Annotated in this window: 14 protein-coding genes; 9 read left to right on the forward strand and 5 right to left on the reverse strand. The window is 56.7% G+C overall.

What is annotated here, in order from left to right:
- The first annotated feature begins 19 nt into the window (after positions 1-19).
- A complete protein-coding gene (locus tag H7R76_RS17585) occupies positions 20-787 on the forward strand; it encodes an SDR family oxidoreductase (RefSeq protein WP_106930519.1) in 768 nt (255 codons plus the stop codon).
- A 58-nt stretch (positions 788-845) separates the two neighbouring features.
- A complete protein-coding gene (locus H7R76_RS17590) occupies positions 846-1700 on the forward strand; it encodes a co-chaperone YbbN (protein WP_106930521.1) in 855 nt (284 codons plus the stop codon).
- 146 nt (positions 1701-1846) lie between these two features.
- Here the strand turns inward: H7R76_RS17590 and fetB are convergent, their stop codons facing one another.
- Complete coding sequence (gene fetB, locus H7R76_RS17595) at positions 1847-2632, reverse strand: iron efflux ABC transporter permease subunit FetB (RefSeq protein WP_106930523.1); 786 nt, start codon at positions 2630-2632, stop codon at positions 1847-1849.
- Positions 2625-3296 carry an iron efflux ABC transporter ATP-binding subunit FetA gene (gene fetA / locus H7R76_RS17600; RefSeq protein ID WP_106930525.1) on the reverse strand — a complete coding sequence of 224 codons (672 nt, stop codon included), beginning with the start codon at positions 3294-3296 and terminating at the stop codon, positions 2625-2627. Before fetA ends, fetB begins: the two co-directional genes overlap by 8 nt.
- A 127-nt stretch (positions 3297-3423) precedes the next feature.
- On the opposite strand from fetA, the gene H7R76_RS17605 reads away from it, so the two are divergent.
- Entirely contained in the window at positions 3424-4341 is a 918-nt protein-coding gene (locus tag H7R76_RS17605; RefSeq protein ID WP_106930527.1) for an SPFH domain-containing protein, read from the forward strand.
- Positions 4338-4799: an NfeD family protein gene (locus tag H7R76_RS17610; RefSeq protein ID WP_106930529.1), complete on the forward strand. Its 462-nt coding sequence runs from the start codon at positions 4338-4340 to the stop codon at positions 4797-4799. The genes H7R76_RS17605 and H7R76_RS17610 overlap by 4 nt, the downstream gene beginning before the upstream one ends.
- A 3-nt stretch (positions 4800-4802) precedes the next feature.
- Here the strand turns inward: H7R76_RS17610 and cueR are convergent, their stop codons facing one another.
- Positions 4803-5213, reverse strand: a complete 411-nt coding sequence (cueR, locus tag H7R76_RS17615; protein ID WP_106930531.1) for a Cu(I)-responsive transcriptional regulator — start codon at positions 5211-5213, stop codon at positions 4803-4805.
- A gap of 95 nt (positions 5214-5308) precedes the next feature.
- Here cueR and copA point away from each other — a divergent pair, with 95 nt between their 5' ends.
- The 3 genes from copA (at position 5309) to ybaK (ending at position 9375) form a co-directional block, all read left to right on the forward strand.
- The gene (copA, locus tag H7R76_RS17620) at positions 5309-7810 is read left to right on the forward strand and encodes a copper-exporting P-type ATPase CopA (RefSeq protein ID WP_182965960.1); all 2502 of its coding nucleotides are present in this window, start codon (positions 5309-5311) and stop codon (positions 7808-7810) included.
- 89 nt (positions 7811-7899) lie between these two features.
- Positions 7900-8694: a TraB/GumN family protein gene (locus tag H7R76_RS17625; protein ID WP_182929368.1), complete on the forward strand. Its 795-nt coding sequence runs from the start codon at positions 7900-7902 to the stop codon at positions 8692-8694.
- A gap of 201 nt (positions 8695-8895) precedes the next feature.
- Entirely contained in the window at positions 8896-9375 is a 480-nt protein-coding gene (gene ybaK, locus H7R76_RS17630) for a Cys-tRNA(Pro)/Cys-tRNA(Cys) deacylase YbaK (protein ID WP_182965962.1), read from the forward strand.
- A 174-nt stretch (positions 9376-9549) separates the two neighbouring features.
- Here the strand turns inward: ybaK and ushA are convergent, their stop codons facing one another.
- Positions 9550-11202 carry a bifunctional UDP-sugar hydrolase/5'-nucleotidase UshA gene (gene ushA, locus H7R76_RS17635; RefSeq protein WP_182965964.1) on the reverse strand — a complete coding sequence of 551 codons (1653 nt, stop codon included), beginning with the start codon at positions 11200-11202 and terminating at the stop codon, positions 9550-9552.
- Positions 11203-11376: 174 nt separating this feature from the next.
- On the opposite strand from ushA, the gene H7R76_RS17640 reads away from it, so the two are divergent.
- On the forward strand, positions 11377-12597 hold the full coding sequence (locus H7R76_RS17640; protein ID WP_182929369.1) for an MFS transporter: 1221 nt from the start codon (positions 11377-11379) through the stop codon (positions 12595-12597).
- A 256-nt stretch (positions 12598-12853) separates the two neighbouring features.
- The gene (ybaL, locus tag H7R76_RS17645; RefSeq protein ID WP_182965966.1) at positions 12854-14530 is read left to right on the forward strand and encodes a YbaL family putative K(+) efflux transporter; all 1677 of its coding nucleotides are present in this window, start codon (positions 12854-12856) and stop codon (positions 14528-14530) included.
- 114 nt (positions 14531-14644) lie between these two features.
- On the opposite strand, the gene H7R76_RS17650 is transcribed toward ybaL, so the two are convergent.
- Positions 14645-15949, reverse strand: a complete 1305-nt coding sequence (locus H7R76_RS17650; RefSeq protein WP_106930546.1) for an inosine/guanosine kinase — start codon at positions 15947-15949, stop codon at positions 14645-14647.
- Between the last annotated feature and the right edge of the window lie 58 nt (positions 15950-16007).

The raw sequence follows: 16007 nt of genomic DNA on the forward strand, positions 1-16007 counted from the left end.
GGCGTCTTCAGGTAAAGTTATGCAAAAATCGGTCTTAATTACAGGATGTTCCAGCGGAATTGGTCTGGAAAGCGCGCTTGAGCTGAAACGCCAGGGGTTTCGCGTACTTGCCGCCTGCCGTAAACCCGATGATGTGAAACGCATGGACGGTATGGGGTTCACCGGCATTCTGCTCGATCTCGACAGCCCGGAAAGCATCGACCGTGCCGCCGAAGAAGTCATCGCCCTTACCGGCAATCGCCTGTTTGGCCTGTTCAATAACGCGGGTTATGGCGTCTACGGCCCGCTAACCAGCATCAGCCGTGAGCAGATGGAGCAGCAGTTTTCCGCCAACTTTTTTGGTGCCCATCAGCTGACGATGCGCCTGCTGCCGGCCATGGTACCGCACGGCGAAGGGCGAATTGTGATGACATCATCGGTCATGGGGCTTATCTCTACCCCGGGCCGCGGCGCCTATGCTGCCAGCAAGTACGCGCTGGAAGCGTGGTCCGACGCGCTGCGTATGGAGCTGCGTCATTCCGGCGTGAAGGTGAGCCTGATTGAACCTGGCCCGATCCGCACGCGCTTTACCGACAACGTCAACCAGACCAGCGATAAGCCGGTAGAAAACCCAGGTATCGCCGCGCGCTTCACCCTCGGCCCGGACGCGGTGGTCGAGAAGGTGCGTCATGCGTTTATCAGCGATAAGCCCAAATTACGCTACCCGGTGACGCTGGTGACCTATGCCGTCGGCTGGCTGAAGCGGCTACTGCCGGGGCGTGCGATGGACAAAATTCTGCAGGGCTAAGTTGAAGCGCACGCTTTTGCCCCCATCTCGAATACAAACCGACTACAGAGAATGACTCATGTCCGTACAGAATATTGTAAACATTACTGAAGCGAACCTACACCAGACGCTGGAGCAATCCGTCGCCACGCCGGTGCTGTTCTACTTCTGGTCCGAGCGTAGCCAGCACTGCCTGGAGCTGACGCCGGTGCTGGAAAACCTGGCTGCGCAGTATAACGGCCAGTTTATTCTGGCGAAGGTCGACTGCGATGCCGAACAGATGGTGGCCTCTCAGTTTGGCCTGCGCGCTATTCCAACCGTTTATCTGTTCCAGAATGGTCAGCCGGTCGACGGCTTCCAGGGCCCGCAGCCGGAAGAGGCTATTCGCGCGCTGCTGGATAAAGTTCTACCGCGTGAAGAAGAGCTGAAGGCGCAAGAGGCGCTGGCGCTGATTCAGGAAGGTAAGCACGCCGAGGCCCTGCCGCTGCTGAAAGATGCCTGGCAGCTCTCCGGGCAGGACAGCCAGATTGGCCTGCTGCTGGCAGAAACCTACATTGCGCTCGGCCGTTCTGAAGAGGCGGAAGCGGTGTTGCAAACCATCCCGTTGCAGGATCAGGATACCCGCTACCAGGGGCTGGTGGCACAGATTGAGCTGCTTAAGCAGGCGGCAGATACGCCGGAAATCCAGCAGCTGCAGCAGCAGGTTGAGCAAAACCCGGACGACGCGGCGCTGGCCTCAAAGCTGGCACTTCAGCTGCATCAGGTCGGGCGTAATGAAGAAGCGCTGGAGCTGTTGTTCAGCCACCTGCGCAAAGACCTGGGCGCGGCTGACGGCCAGGCGCGCAAAATGTTGCAGGAAATCCTGGCAGCGCTCGGCACCGGCGATGCGCTGGCATCGAAATACCGCCGCCAGCTGTATTCATTGCTGTACTGATTGGCACAACGCTTATCAGGCCTACTGCCCGAAGCGGTAGCCAGACAGGTAGGCCGGATAAGGCGTTTACGCCGCCATCCGACAATGTGCAACGAACGTGCCTGATGGCGCTGCGCTTATCAGGCCTTCTGCGACATGCGGCAGCGTCAATCGCGTTTTTTCAGTTGCGTCACCACCAGCTGGTGGCGCGCGTTGTAAAACTTCCGATAGGTCAGATAGCAGGCAATAATGGTTGACAGGCTGGCGGTAGAAAGCAGCATAAAGGTCACCATTATCTGATATTTAATTGCCTTTACCGGGTCAATACCGGCAAAAATCAGCCCTGACATCATCCCCGGTAAACTCACCAGCCCCACGGTTTTCGCCGAGTCGACGGTCGGAATCAACGACGCGCGAATGCTTTCGCGAATAAGACGAGCGGAGGCCATTTTCGGCGTTGCCCCCAGGCTCAGCTTCTCCTGAATCTGCTGCTGTTCAGCGCTAAAGCGCTGGCCCAGGTTGTTGTAGCACAGCCCAACCGCAATCATCGCGTTACCGGCAATCATCCCGGAAATAGGAATGACCTGCATCGGCACAAAAGCGATCGAACCGGAAAAGACCAGTACCGCAAGCGTTAGACCGGCTCCGGCGGTAATGGCGATAAACGATGACACGAACGCTTTGTCGATATATTTACTGCGCTTTTGCGCGTTATAGGCGGCGTTGAAGCAGATAAACAGAACCATCAGTAGCGTCAGCACCGCATGGTTGACGTTGAAAATATACTTCAGTACATAGCCAACGATAACCAGCTGCACCACCGCGCGGCAAATGCTCCAGATAATGTCTTTTTCCAGCGCCAGCTTTTCCCGGTAACTCACCACAATGGCAATCAATACCAGCACCATCGACAGCGCCAGCGACTCGTTAGTGATGATGTGTTCGTTATTCATGATCTGACTCCCTGACGCTCTGTGGGTGCGAAGGCAGCATAATCACCTCATCGGCATGGCTAATTTCATCTTTGTCGTGGGTCACCCACAGCACGGCAACCTGCTCATCGCGTACGTACTGATGAATAATTTCATTCACGTTCCCTTTATTCTGCTCATCCAGCGCGCTGGTTATTTCATCGAGTAGCAGCACCTTGGGTAAAAATTGCAAATTGCGAATTAACGATACCCGCTGTTTTTCGCCTCCCGACAGCTCGTTGATTGATTTAGACAGGGTATCTTCGGCCAGACCAAAGCGCGTTAGCTGCCCCAGGAAACGATCCGGGTCCGGCTGTTGGCCGCGAATTTGCCAGGGGAAAATAAAGTTGTCGTACACCGTGTCACCAAACAGCGCCGGAGTCTGCGCGCAGTAGGACACCTGCTGGCGATAGGCTTCCGGCGTTAGGGTGTTAATATCCTGGCCGCCAAACAATATCTGCCCTGCGCTCGGAGAGAGCAGCGAAGCGATAATTTTTAATAAGGTGCTTTTTCCACAGCCGGACGGGCCGGTAATCAGCTTGAATTCGCCGGGGGCCACGTTCAGGTTTATATTCTCAAGGATCGTCTTCTCGCCAATATGAAAGCTCACCTGCTTAAGCTGTAAAATCGCGCTATTTTCCGTCATTGCCTTTCTTTATCCTGTTTTTTCGTTTTGCCCCTCTAAGTGTAACGCCAATTAATTTCAGGGGGCGAATTTCCCGTGCAGAGCCGATATACTTGTTGAGGTTACGGAGAGTAAAACAGGAGGTTTTATGCTGGTATTTATCCCCATTCTTATCTTTGTCGCGCTGGTGGTGGTTGCCGCCGGGGTCAAAATTGTGCCGCAGGGCTATCAGTGGACGGTAGAGCGCTTCGGCCGCTACACCAAAACGCTGCATCCAGGGCTAAGTCTCGTTGTGCCGTTCATGGACCGGATCGGGCGCAAAATCAATATGATGGAGCAGGTTCTCGACATTCCCTCTCAGGAAGTGATCTCAAAAGACAACGCCAACGTCGCCATCGACGCCGTCTGTTTCATTCAGGTCATTGATGCGCCAAAAGCGGCATATGAAGTCAGCAACCTCGAGCTGGCCATTATCAACCTGACGATGACCAACATTCGTACCGTACTCGGGTCGATGGAGCTTGATGAGATGCTCTCTCAGCGCGATAACATCAATACCCGACTGCTGCATATTGTCGACGAAGCCACCAACCCGTGGGGGATTAAAATCACCCGTATCGAAATTCGCGATGTGCGCCCACCGGCAGAACTTATCGACGCGATGAATGCTCAGATGAAAGCGGAACGAACCAAGCGCGCCTACATTCTGGAGGCTGAAGGGATCCGCCAGGCGCAGATCGTAAAAGCCGAAGGTGAAAAGCAGGCGCAAATTCTTACCGCCGAGGGCGAACGTCAGTCGGCGTTCCTCCAGGCAGAAGCGCGTGAACGTTCGGCAGAGGCGGAAGCCCGCGCCACTAAAATGGTGTCGGAAGCGATCGCCGCCGGTGATATTCAGGCCATTAACTACTTTGTCGCCCAGAAATACACTGACGCGCTGCAACAAATTGGCGCGGCCAATAACAGCAAAGTGGTGATGATGCCGCTGGATGCCAGCAGCCTGATGGGTTCTATTGCCGGGGTTGCTGAGCTGATTAAAGACAGCAGCCGCGATCGGAAACCGTCATGATTGCCCTGGTGCTGGCGCACCCGCATTTTTTCTGGCTGAGCCTCGGCGGCCTGCTGCTGGCTGCAGAAATGCTCGGCGGCAGCGGCTATTTGTTGTGGAGCGGTGTGGCAGCAGCGGCAACGGGGCTGATAACCTGGGCGCTGCCGCTGTCGTGGGCGTGGCAAGGTGCGCTGTTCGCGGCGCTGACCCTGCTGGCGGCCTGGCTGTGGTGGAAATGGCTCTCGCGTCGGGGTGACAGACAGCGCCCGGCGCAAGGTCAGCTCAACCAGCGCGGTCAGCAGCTTTTGGGCCAGCGTTTTACCCTGGATAACGCGTTGGTCAACGGCCGCGGCCATATGCGCGTTGGCGACAGTTCCTGGCCCGTGCTGGCCGATGATGACCTGCCGGCCGGCAGCAAAGTTGAAGTCATTGCGGTGGAAGGGATCGTCCTGCGTATCAGGCTTACCCCGCCTCGCTAACCCTCACGCCAGGGTCTTACGATGGCAGCAGCCGGAAAGGTTATCAATAATCGGACAATCGGCGCTGTCATCCCCCGGGCAGGAGGCGGCAAGCGACAGCAGCTGATCGCGCATCGCCTGTAAATCGCTGATGTGGCGCTCAATGTCCGCCACCTTCTGTAGCGTGTAGGCCTTCACATCGGCGCTGTGACGCTGCGGATCGTTAAACAGATTGACCAGCTCGCCACACTCTTCAAGATTAAATCCCACCTGCCGCGCCTGGCGCAGCAGCGTAAACTCATCCAGGTGTTTTTGCGTATAGCTGCGGTAGCCGTTCTCGCTACGCAGCGGCGGCGTTACCAGCCCCTTCTCTTCATAAAAGCGAATGGCTTTGCTGGTCAGGCCGGTTTTTTTGGCCACATCACTGATATTCACATTTCCCCCTTGACCTTCCCCTTGCTGGAAGGTTTAACCTTTCTCACTGTAGACCAAAAGGTGAATTTGGTCACCCATCAATTGAGGAGAGGAATATGTCTCATACCATCGATCTGGCGCTGGACGGTTTGTCCTGCGGCCACTGCGTCAAACGCGTTAAAGAGAGCCTGGAACAGCGCCCGGACGTTGATCATGCGGAAGTCACCATCGAAGCGGCGCACGTCACCGGCAGCGCCAGCGCCGATGCGCTGATTGAAACCATTAAACAAGCCGGTTACGGCGCGGAGCTCAGCCACCCAAAGGCTAAACCGCTGGCAGAGTCATCACTCCCGTCGGAAGCACTGACAGCGGCCGCCCCTGAGCTTCCGGCAGCACAGGAACTGGATGACAGCCAACAGCTGCTGATCAACGGTATGAGCTGCGCCAGCTGCGTTTCCCGAGTACAAAACGCCCTCCAGGCGGTGCCGGGCGTGGTACAGGCACGGGTAAATCTGGCGGAGCGCACGGCCCTGGTCATGGGCAGCGCCTCCGCCGGTGATTTAGTCCATGCCGTAGAGAAAGCGGGCTACGGTGCGGAGGCCATTGAAGACGACCTTAAACGTCGCGAACGTCAGCAGCAAACCGCGCTGGCCACCATGAAACGTTTTCGCTGGCAGGCCATTGTCGCCCTGCTGGTCGGCGTGCCGGTGATGGTCTGGGGGATGATTGGCGACAACATGATGGTCACCGACGATAACCGCTCGCTGTGGCTGGCTATTGGCCTTGTCACCCTGGCGGTCATGGTATTTGCGGGCGGCCATTTCTATAGCAGCGCATGGAAAAGCCTGAAGAATCGTACCGCCACAATGGATACGCTCGTGGCGCTGGGGACCGGCGTAGCCTGGCTGTATTCAATGAGCGTTAACCTGTGGCCGCAGTGGTTCCCGATGGAAGCACGCCACCTTTATTATGAAGCCAGCGCCATGATTATTGGTCTGATTAACCTCGGCCATATGCTGGAAGCACGAGCGCGTCAACGTTCGTCGCGCGCGCTGGAAAAACTCCTCGACCTGACGCCGCCCACCGCGCGGGTAGTCACCGAGGACGGTGAAAAAACCGTGCCGCTGGCCGACGTGCAGCCGGGCATGATCCTGCGCCTGACCACCGGTGACCGGGTACCGGTCGATGGGGAAATCAGCCAGGGCGAAGCCTGGTTTGACGAAGCCATGCTTACCGGCGAGCCCATTCCGCAGCAGAAAGGCGATGGCGACAGCATTCACGCCGGTACGGTAGTGCAGGATGGTTCTGTCTTATTCCGCGCCAGCGCCGTCGGCAGCCATACCACGCTGTCACGCATTATTAAAATGGTCCGCCAGGCACAAAGCAGTAAACCGGAAATTGGCCAGCTGGCGGATAAAATTTCGGCGGTGTTTGTACCGGTCGTGGTGGCGATTGCGCTATTCAGCGCGGCCATCTGGTACGTCTTCGGACCGGCGCCGCAAATTGTTTATACGCTGGTGATCGCGACCACGGTGCTTATCATCGCCTGCCCGTGCGCCCTCGGCCTCGCGACGCCGATGTCGATTATTGCGGGCGTAGGCCGCGCTGCCGAATACGGCGTGCTGGTTCGCGATGCCGATGCCTTACAGCGTGCCAGCGAACTGACCACGCTGGTATTTGATAAAACCGGCACGCTGACCGAAGGCAAACCGCAGGTTGTCGCGATCGTCACGCAACGTGATATTGATGAGGCCGTCGCGCTGCGCCTGGCCGCTGCGCTGGAGCAAGGTTCAAATCACCCGCTGGCACGCGCTATTCTGGAGAAAGCCGCCAACAACACGCTCCCGCAGGTTAACGCCTTCCGCACGCTGCGCGGCCTGGGGGTTAGCGGTGAAGCCGAAGGGCATCGCCTGCTGCTCGGCAACCAGGCGCTGATGCATGAACAGCAGATCGATACCCGTGAACTGGACGACGAACTGGCCCGCCAGGCGGCTCAGGGCGCAACGCCGGTACTGCTGGCCATTGACGGTAAAGCCGCCGCGGGGTTTGCCATTCGCGATCCGCTGCGCAGCGACAGCGTCGCCGCGCTACAGCGTCTGCATCAGGAAGGCTATCGTCTGGTGATGTTAACGGGCGATAATCCGGTGACTGCGAACGCTATCGCCAAAGAAGCCGGTATCGATGAGGTGATTGCCGGCGTGCTGCCGGACGGTAAAGCTCAGGCCATTAAAGATCTGCAGGCGCAAGGGCAAAAAGTGGCGATGGTCGGCGACGGCATCAACGATGCCCCGGCGCTGGCGCAGGCCGATGTGGGCATCGCGATGGGCGGCGGCAGCGACGTGGCGATTGAAACGGCGGCTATCACGCTGATGCGCCACAGCCTGGTGGGCGTTGCCGATGCGCTGGCCATTTCCCGCGCCACCCTACGCAACATGAAGCAGAACCTGCTTGGCGCCTTTGTCTATAACTCGCTCGGTATTCCGATTGCCGCAGGGATCCTTTGGCCGCTGACCGGCACGCTGCTTAACCCGGTGGTCGCCGGGGCGGCGATGGCGCTCTCATCCATTACGGTGGTCAGCAACGCTAACCGGTTGCTGCGATTTAAACCTAAAGCCTGATCCTCGCGCCCCGCCCGTTTTCGGACGGGGCGCGTTTGCACCTTTCCTTCCGGCGCGCTAGCATGACATTTTCCTTCCAGGGAGCGCGGATGAGCCTGTTACATCAACTACAACGCCTGTGGCGGACCCTGCGCGGCTCGCCGTACAGCTGGCCGGCGCTGGATGTCACCCTTCCCGGCGGTCGCCATCTGCACCTGGTCGGCAGCATTCATATGGGCACACGCGATATGTCCCCCCTGCCGCCAAAGCTGCTAAAGAAGCTACGTCAGGCCGATGCGCTGATTGTTGAAGCCGATATTTCCGGCAGCGAAACCCCGTTCAGCGATCTTCCCGAATACCCGCCGTTGGCCGAACGGCTGAGCGCAGAGCAGCTTAGCGCGTTACAAAAACGGCTTGATGAGCAGGGAATGTCGCTCGCCCGCGTGGATAACCAGCCGCTGTGGCAAATCGCGATGGTGCTACAGGCCACTCAGGCTCAACGTTTAGGCCTGCGTCCGGACTACGGTATTGATTATCAGCTGCTCGCGGCCGCACACGATGCCGCGCTGCCGGTGCAGGAGCTGGAAGGGGCAGATAGCCAGATTGACCTGTTATGCCATCTGCCCGACGGCGGCATGGCGCTACTTGATGATACCCTGACGCACTGGCACACCAACGCACGGCTGCTGCAGGTCATGATCGGCTGGTGGTTGGATCAGCCCCCGACCCGCGGTGGAACATCGCTGCCCAATACGTTTAGCCAGTCGCTCTATGATGTGCTGATGGTGAAACGCAATATTGCCTGGCGAGATGCGCTGCTGGCGCTACCGCCGGGACGCTATGTGGTCGCGGTAGGCGCGCTGCATTTGTACGGAGAGGGCAACCTGCCACAGATGCTGAAATAAAAAAATGGCCAATATCGCTATTGGCCCGTCAAAGAGGAATTTCATCATTATTATTATCCCGAAGTTTTCACTCCGGATCCTCCGATTGTCGCTCAAAGTTGCTACAACTGCCAATACCTATTGCGCAAGATTATACTATTTTTTAGTCCGTTTTAGGGCGTATGCTGACGGTATACCCTGTCTGTAGTAAGAAGGAACGTTATGACTCCCGCAGTTAAGTTACTCGAAAAGAACAAGATCCCATTTAGCATTCATACCTACGATCACGATCCGAACGAAACGAACTTTGGCGATGAGGTCGTGCGCAAATTAGGGCTAAACGCCGATCAGGTTTACAAAACGCTGCTGGTCGCGATGAATGGCGATATGAAACAGCTGGCAGTGGCGGTCACGCCGGTCGCCGGGCAGTTGGATTTGAAAAAAGTCGCCAAGGCGTTGGGCGCGAAAAAGGTCGATATGGCCGATCCGATGGTGGCACAGCGCGTCACCGGTTATCTGGTCGGCGGCATCAGCCCGCTGGGGCAGAAGAAGCGCCTGCCAACGGTGATTGACGCGCCGTCGCAGGAGTTTGCCTCTATCTATGTTTCCGGCGGCAAGCGCGGGCTGGATATTGAGCTGGCGGCGGTGGATTTAGCGAAAATTCTTGGCGCGACGTTTGCGAACATTGCGCGCCGGGATTAATAACGCGATTTTCGGTTACCCCTCTGATAGCCTCGTACGCCGCCATCCGACAATGTGCGCTGAACCGCCTGATGGCGCTGCGCTTATCAGGCCTACGGAAGGGTAGGCCGGATAAGGCGTTTACGCCGCCATCCGGCAATGTGCACCCAACTGCCTGATGGCGCTGCGCCGAGCTTACTGCCAGCTCACTTCCCCTTTCGGCTCGTAAGCATTCACATCCAGCGGTGAGTTCTGCTCAATATACTGTTTAAGCACCTCGGCATCGATAAAGCCGGTATTCACATAGCCCGGTTTGTTATCAATCTTCGGATAGCCGTCGCCGCCGGTAGCGTTAAAGCTCAGCGTCGCCAGACGATAGGTTTTCGCCGGATCGACCGGTTCACCTTTGATTTTCAGATCCTGAAGCTGCCCGCCCTTCGCCACAAAGCTGACGTTGGCAAACTGCGGATAGGCCCCGGAGTCCGGCTTCATCTGCGCTACAGCGGTCAGATACTCAATCACCTCTTTCCCGCTCATATCGGCATACACCACCACGTTGCCAAACGGCTGCACCTTCAGCACGCTCTTATAGGTGATATTACCCGCCTCGATGGAGTCGCGAATGCCGCCGCCGCTCATGACGCCAAAATCGGCGCCGGTGCGCGCCATCTGCGCCGCCAGAATCAGGTGCCCCATGTTGGTCTGCACGAAGCGAACCTTGCTGCGATCGCCTTCCAGATGCCCATTCACGCTGCCAACTTTTACCTCTAACTGCGCTTTGCCTTTACTCTGGAACGGCGTCAGCAGCGAGAGCATCTGCGGGTTTTCCGGGATCTGCGGCGTGTAAAGCACGCGCTCGCTCTGCCCGTTATCGTAAGTGACTTTCTTCTTCAGGTTGACCGGGATCAGCTGGTAGTGCACCAGCTTAAGCTCACCATTGCGGAATTCGAAGTCCGCGCGGCCGACATATTTCCCCCACTCGTGGGCCTGAACTATCCAGATACCGTTCTGTTTGTCCGGCGCGCAGGGCGTACCCGGTACGTAATCAACCTGCTTTTTATTTTCCGACGCCATGCAAACCGGGTCCTGCGAGTGACCGCCTACAATCATCGCCAGCGCGCCGGCCGGCAGGCTGCGCGCCATTTCAACATCACCCGGCGCATTGGAGCCGTGTTCGCCGTTATCGTAGTGCCCCATATGGGTCGTCGCCAGAATCAGGTCAGGCTTCTCTTTCTGCTGTAGCTCCTGAATCACCAGCTTCGCCTCTTCCGCCGGTTTGCGGAATTCAATATCGGTAAAGTATTCCGGATTACCGATTTTGGCGGTGTCGTCGGTGGTTAAACCAATGACGGCAATTTTCAGATCCTGACGTTTAAAAATCGCCCACGGTTTAAACAGGCGCTCGCCGGTGCTCTTCTGGTAAATATTGGCGGAGAGGAACGGGAATTTAGCCCACTTTTCCTGCTGGCGCAGAACGCTCAGCGGATTATCAAACTCATGGTTGCCGACGGCCATCGCGTCGTAGCCCACCAGATTCATGCCGCGGAAGTCCGGCTCGGCATCCTGCAGATCCGACTCCGGAACCCCGGTGTTAATATCGCCGCCCGAGAGCAGCAGCACGCTGCCGCCTTCTGCTGCCACTTCTTTACGAATGCCGTCAACCAGCGTTTTTTGCGCCGCCAGGCCATACTCGCCATATTCACTGCGCCAGAAGTGCCCGTGGTGATCGTTGGTATGCAGAATGGTTATCTTATACGTTTTATCTTGCTGATAAGCCTGTGAGGGCAGGCTGACTAAAGATAGTGCAGTCAGCATCGCCAGCGCCACGCCTCGTTTGACGAAATGCATGATTCTCTCCCTGAGTGAATAACAACCGCAGAAATTACAACGCTATGAAATATTAGTCTAATTTGTTTTCAGAATTGAGACTTCCTTCAAACGTCTTAGACAGGTATCTTAGTCTGATAATAATTATTAAAGCGTTTATCCCCAATATCGCACTACCAAATATAAGTGGAATCTATGGCAATCTCTGAAACCAGCCCTACGCGGCCTGGCCCGACTGCGTCTTCGCAAAAGGGCCGCACCTCATTCGGTATCCTGGGAGCAATAAGCCTCTCCCACCTGCTCAACGACATGATTCAGTCGCTGATTCTGGCCATCTACCCGCTGCTGCAGTCCGAGTTTTCTCTGACCTTTGTGCAGATAGGGATGATCACCCTTACCTTCCAGCTGACCTCATCGCTGTTCCAGCCGGTGATCGGTTACATCACCGATAAGCGTTCGATGCCGTGGTCACTCCCCGTCGGCATGTGCTTTACCCTAAGCGGCCTGGTGCTGCTGGCGCTGGCAGGTAGCTTCGGGACGGTGCTGCTGGCCGCTGCGCTGGTCGGTACCGGCTCATCCGTGTTCCATCCCGAATCCTCCCGCGTGGCGCGCATGGCTTCCGGTGGTCGCCACGGGCTGGCGCAGTCTATTTTCCAGGTCGGCGGTAACTTCGGCAGCTCGCTTGGGCCGCTGCTGGCGGCGGTGATTATCGCGCCGTACGGTAAGGGTAACGTTGCCTGGTTCGTCCTGGCCGCGCTGCTGGCGATTGTCGTGCTGGCGCAGGTCAGCCGCTGGTACGCCGCGCAGCATCGTCTGGCGAAGGGGAAACCTAAAGCGGTGATTATCAATCCGCTGCCGAGAAACAAGGTTATTCTGGCCGTGAGCATCCTGCTGATGCTGATTTTCTCGAAATATTTCTATATGGCGAGTATCAGCAGCTACTACACCTTTTATCTGATGCAAAAATTCGGATTATCGGTACAAAACGCGCAGATTCACTTATTTGCCTTCCTGTTTGCAGTGGCTGCGGGCACCGTCATTGGCGGGCCTGTAGGTGACAAGATTGGCCGTAAATATGTTATTTGGGGCTCTATCCTCGGCGTTGCACCGTTTACTCTCCTTTTACCCTACGCCAGCCTGTGGTGGACGGGGATTTTAACGGTGATCATTGGATTTATCCTCGCATCGGCGTTTTCTGCCATTCTGGTGTATGCGCAGGAGCTATTGCCGGGCCGTATCGGGATGGTTTCCGGGCTATTCTTCGGCTTCGCTTTTGGCATGGGTGGCCTTGGGGCTGCGGTACTGGGGCTGATTGCCGACCATACCAGTATCGAGTTGGTTTATAAAATATGTGCTTTCCTACCACTTATTGGGATGTTGACCATATTCTTACCTGATAACCGCCAAAAACACTGAATTTACGGCAGCCAAAACTTTGTTTTGGCTGCCGCTCCCCTCCCCGCAAGCGCGCGTCTTATCTGGCTTTGCTCAGCCAATTTTCATTTTTGTGCCATTTACTCTCAAAAATTCAATTTTTTAGCTAAATTCAAGAATTATTCACAAACACAATCACGGAAATTGTCATAAACTATTACGAGGTTTTTTGGTTTTCAGGCTGTTGCGGCACTCTGCGCCAAAAATGGGACCACGCATCACGACGAAAGGAGACGGAATGCATCACGCCACACCGCTAATCACCACCATTGTTGGTGGCCTTGTGCTCGCTTTTTTCCTTGGCATGATTGCCAATAAGTTAAGAATTTCACCACTGGTAGGTTATTTATTAGCGGGCGTGCTGGCCGGACCGTTTACTCCAGGATTTGTCGCTGATACCAAACTGGCGCCTGAGCTTGCAGAACTCGGCGTTATTCTGCTGATGTTCGGCGTCGGTCTCCATTTTTCGCTCAAAGATTTGATGGCGGTAAAGTCTATCGCCATCCCCGGCGCCATCGCGCAAATAGCCGTCGCCACGCTGCTGGGGATGCTGCTCTCCACTTTCTTAGGCTGGTCAATGATGACCGGTATCGTGTTTGGTCTGTGTCTTTCTACCGCCAGTACCGTGGTGCTGCTACGCGCGCTGGAGGAACGGCAGCTTATTGATAGCCAGCGGGGGCAAATTGCCATCGGCTGGCTGATTGTTGAAGACCTGGTGATGGTATTAACGCTGGTTCTGCTCCCCGCCGTCGCCGGAATGATGGAAAAAGAAAATATCGGTTTTGCCTCATTGGCTATCGATATGGCCATCACCATCGGCAAAGTTGTGGCGTTTATCGCCATCATGATGCTGGTTGGCCGTCGTCTGGTGCCGTGGATCCTCTCACGCAGCGCCGCCACCGGGTCTCGCGAACTGTTCACGCTCTCGGTACTGGCGCTGGCGCTGGGCATTGCCTTCGGTGCGGTCGAATTGTTCGACGTCTCCTTCGCGCTGGGCGCATTCTTCGCCGGAATGGTGCTGAACGAATCCGAGCTGAGCCACCGCGCGGCGCACGATACGCTGCCGCTGCGCGACGCGTTTGCGGTACTGTTCTTCGTCTCCGTCGGCATGCTGTTCGATCCGTTGATTCTGATTGAGCAACCGCTGGCGGTGCTGGCAACGCTGGCCATTATCATCTTCGGTAAATCGCTGGCGGCGTTTGGCCTGGTGCGCCTGTTCGGTCACTCCCAGCGTACCGCACTGACCATCGCCACCAGCCTGGCGCAGATTGGCGAATTTGCCTTTATTCTGGCCGGTCTGGGGATGGCGCTGGGGCTACTGCCGCAGGACGGGCAAAACCTGGTGCTGGCGGGCGCGATTCTCTCCATTATGCTTAACCCGGTGCTGTTCTCCCTGCTGGAGAAATACCTCGAGAAAACGGAAACGCTTGAGGAACAGACGCTGGAAGAGGCGCTGGAAGATGAAACGCAGATCCCGGTGGATATTTGCAATCATGCGTTGCTGGTCGGCTACGGCCGCGTCGGCAGCCTGCTCGGTGAGAAGCTGATGGCGCAGGGCATTCCACTGGTGGTCATTGAAACGTCGCGAACCCGCGTGGATGAGCTACGTGAACGCGGTATTCGCGCGGTACTGGGCAACGCCGCTAACGAAGAGATCATGAATCTGGCGCACCTCGACTGCGCCCGCTGGCTGCTTTTGACCATCCCCAACGGCTACGAGGCCGGGGAGATTGTTGCCAGCGCTCGCGAGAAGTGTCCGCACCTCGAGATCATTGCCCGTGCGCATTATGACGACGAAGTGGCGTACATTAGCGAACGCGGAGCCAATGAAGTGGTGATGGGCGAGCGGGAGATTGCCAAAACCATGCTGGGGCTGCTGAGCTCGCCGCCGTTGAGTGAGGCGGTAAGCGGGTAACTTTCTTCGGCCGGATAAGGCGAAGCCGCCATTCGGAAATCTGCGCCATCTTCCTGATGGCGCTGCGTTTATCAGGCCTACAACGGCACGTCATCGTTGTAGGCCTCGAACGAATTAACGTTCCCAGTACGCCTCTTCAAGGCTATCTTCTTTCTCCGGCAGGCCGCGCGTCAGACGCGGCGAATGCTGGTTCAACACCTGATAGCTTACCCGGTTAGCATACTTGCACACCTGCGCGAGTGACGAATAGGTCAGCCAGGCGTGCTGATGCTTGCTGGAGTTCGGCACGTTGCTACGGTGATAGGCGTTGGCGGTAATATCATGCAGCAGCGCCGCCAGCGCACCGTCACCCGCGCCATTGGTGTTCATGATTTTTTCTGGCCCGCCCATAAATGGCGCAATGTGCGAGTAGATACGCAGTGGCTCACGGCAATCTTTAAAACGCACCGCGCGGCTGAACTCATACTGGTTAAACTCGGCAATGGCACCCGGCAGCAGCGGATGCTGGGTTTTACGCTTGGCCTCATTTTCGGTAAAGCCTGCCATATACAGCCCGGTCGGCCCGGCGGTGCACAGCACCAGATCCACCCAGTCCAGCGCTTTATCCGATGCCTGCAGCGGGTCGCTGAGGCCGGTTAACGCTTCCGCTTCTTCTTCATTCATCGCCAGAATCGACACGTGCTCTTTGATAAAACGCTGCCACCATTCCGGGCTATCGGCGATAACAAACTTCGTGCCCAGCGTCAGCACCACCGGTACATCATGCTTTTTGGCATAGGCGATGGCCTGCATGGTGGCATCCGGCATCGGCTCGCCCGGCTTGCAGCGCACCAGGTAGGAGGTGAGCACCAGCGCAGATGCGCCGGCGATAACCGACTCAGGAATACTCTCCGGGCGCAGCTTGTTCATGTGCCCAGGGCTAATGGCAAAGGTCCGCTCGCCGCTGTCGCTAATCAGCGTAAAGCAGCGGCCAATCGGCCCGTCAACGCCCTGCAAATGGTTAAGATCGGTGCGGCTGGAGGTATTACACAGGTAGCGGTAGGCATAGCCGCCAATTTCGATATTGCTGCACATCACGCCGAGCAGCACCGAGCGGTCATCCGCCAGCACCGAGTAGTTATGCATGGTGTTACCGATAGTGCCACCGGCAAACTGATGGGTAATCAGGTTTTCGCGCACCAGTTCCTGATACAGCGCTTCCGCTACATCGTCTTCAATCACCAGCGAATGCCCGGCACTCAAGCCGTAGCGCTGAATAAACGCATCGTCGACTTTCGCCTCAATATCCACCAGCGTCTGGTCGATACCGACGACCCACGCGGCGCTGGTTTCACTTTCGGGCTGAATTTGCTTGAGCAGCGGATCGCGAGCGTCCACCGGGAAGTAATGTTTAGATTTGCGTTTACCGGGAAATTTCATGGTGATTTTTGGCTGGCAGTTAACAGGCGGGGAATAGTAGCATATTCCCCTACCCGCA

Origin of the sequence: Klebsiella sp. WP8-S18-ESBL-06 (assembly GCF_014169755.1) — a bacterium.
In the GTDB taxonomy this organism is placed as follows: Bacteria; Pseudomonadota; Gammaproteobacteria; order Enterobacterales; family Enterobacteriaceae; genus Kluyvera; species Kluyvera ascorbata_B.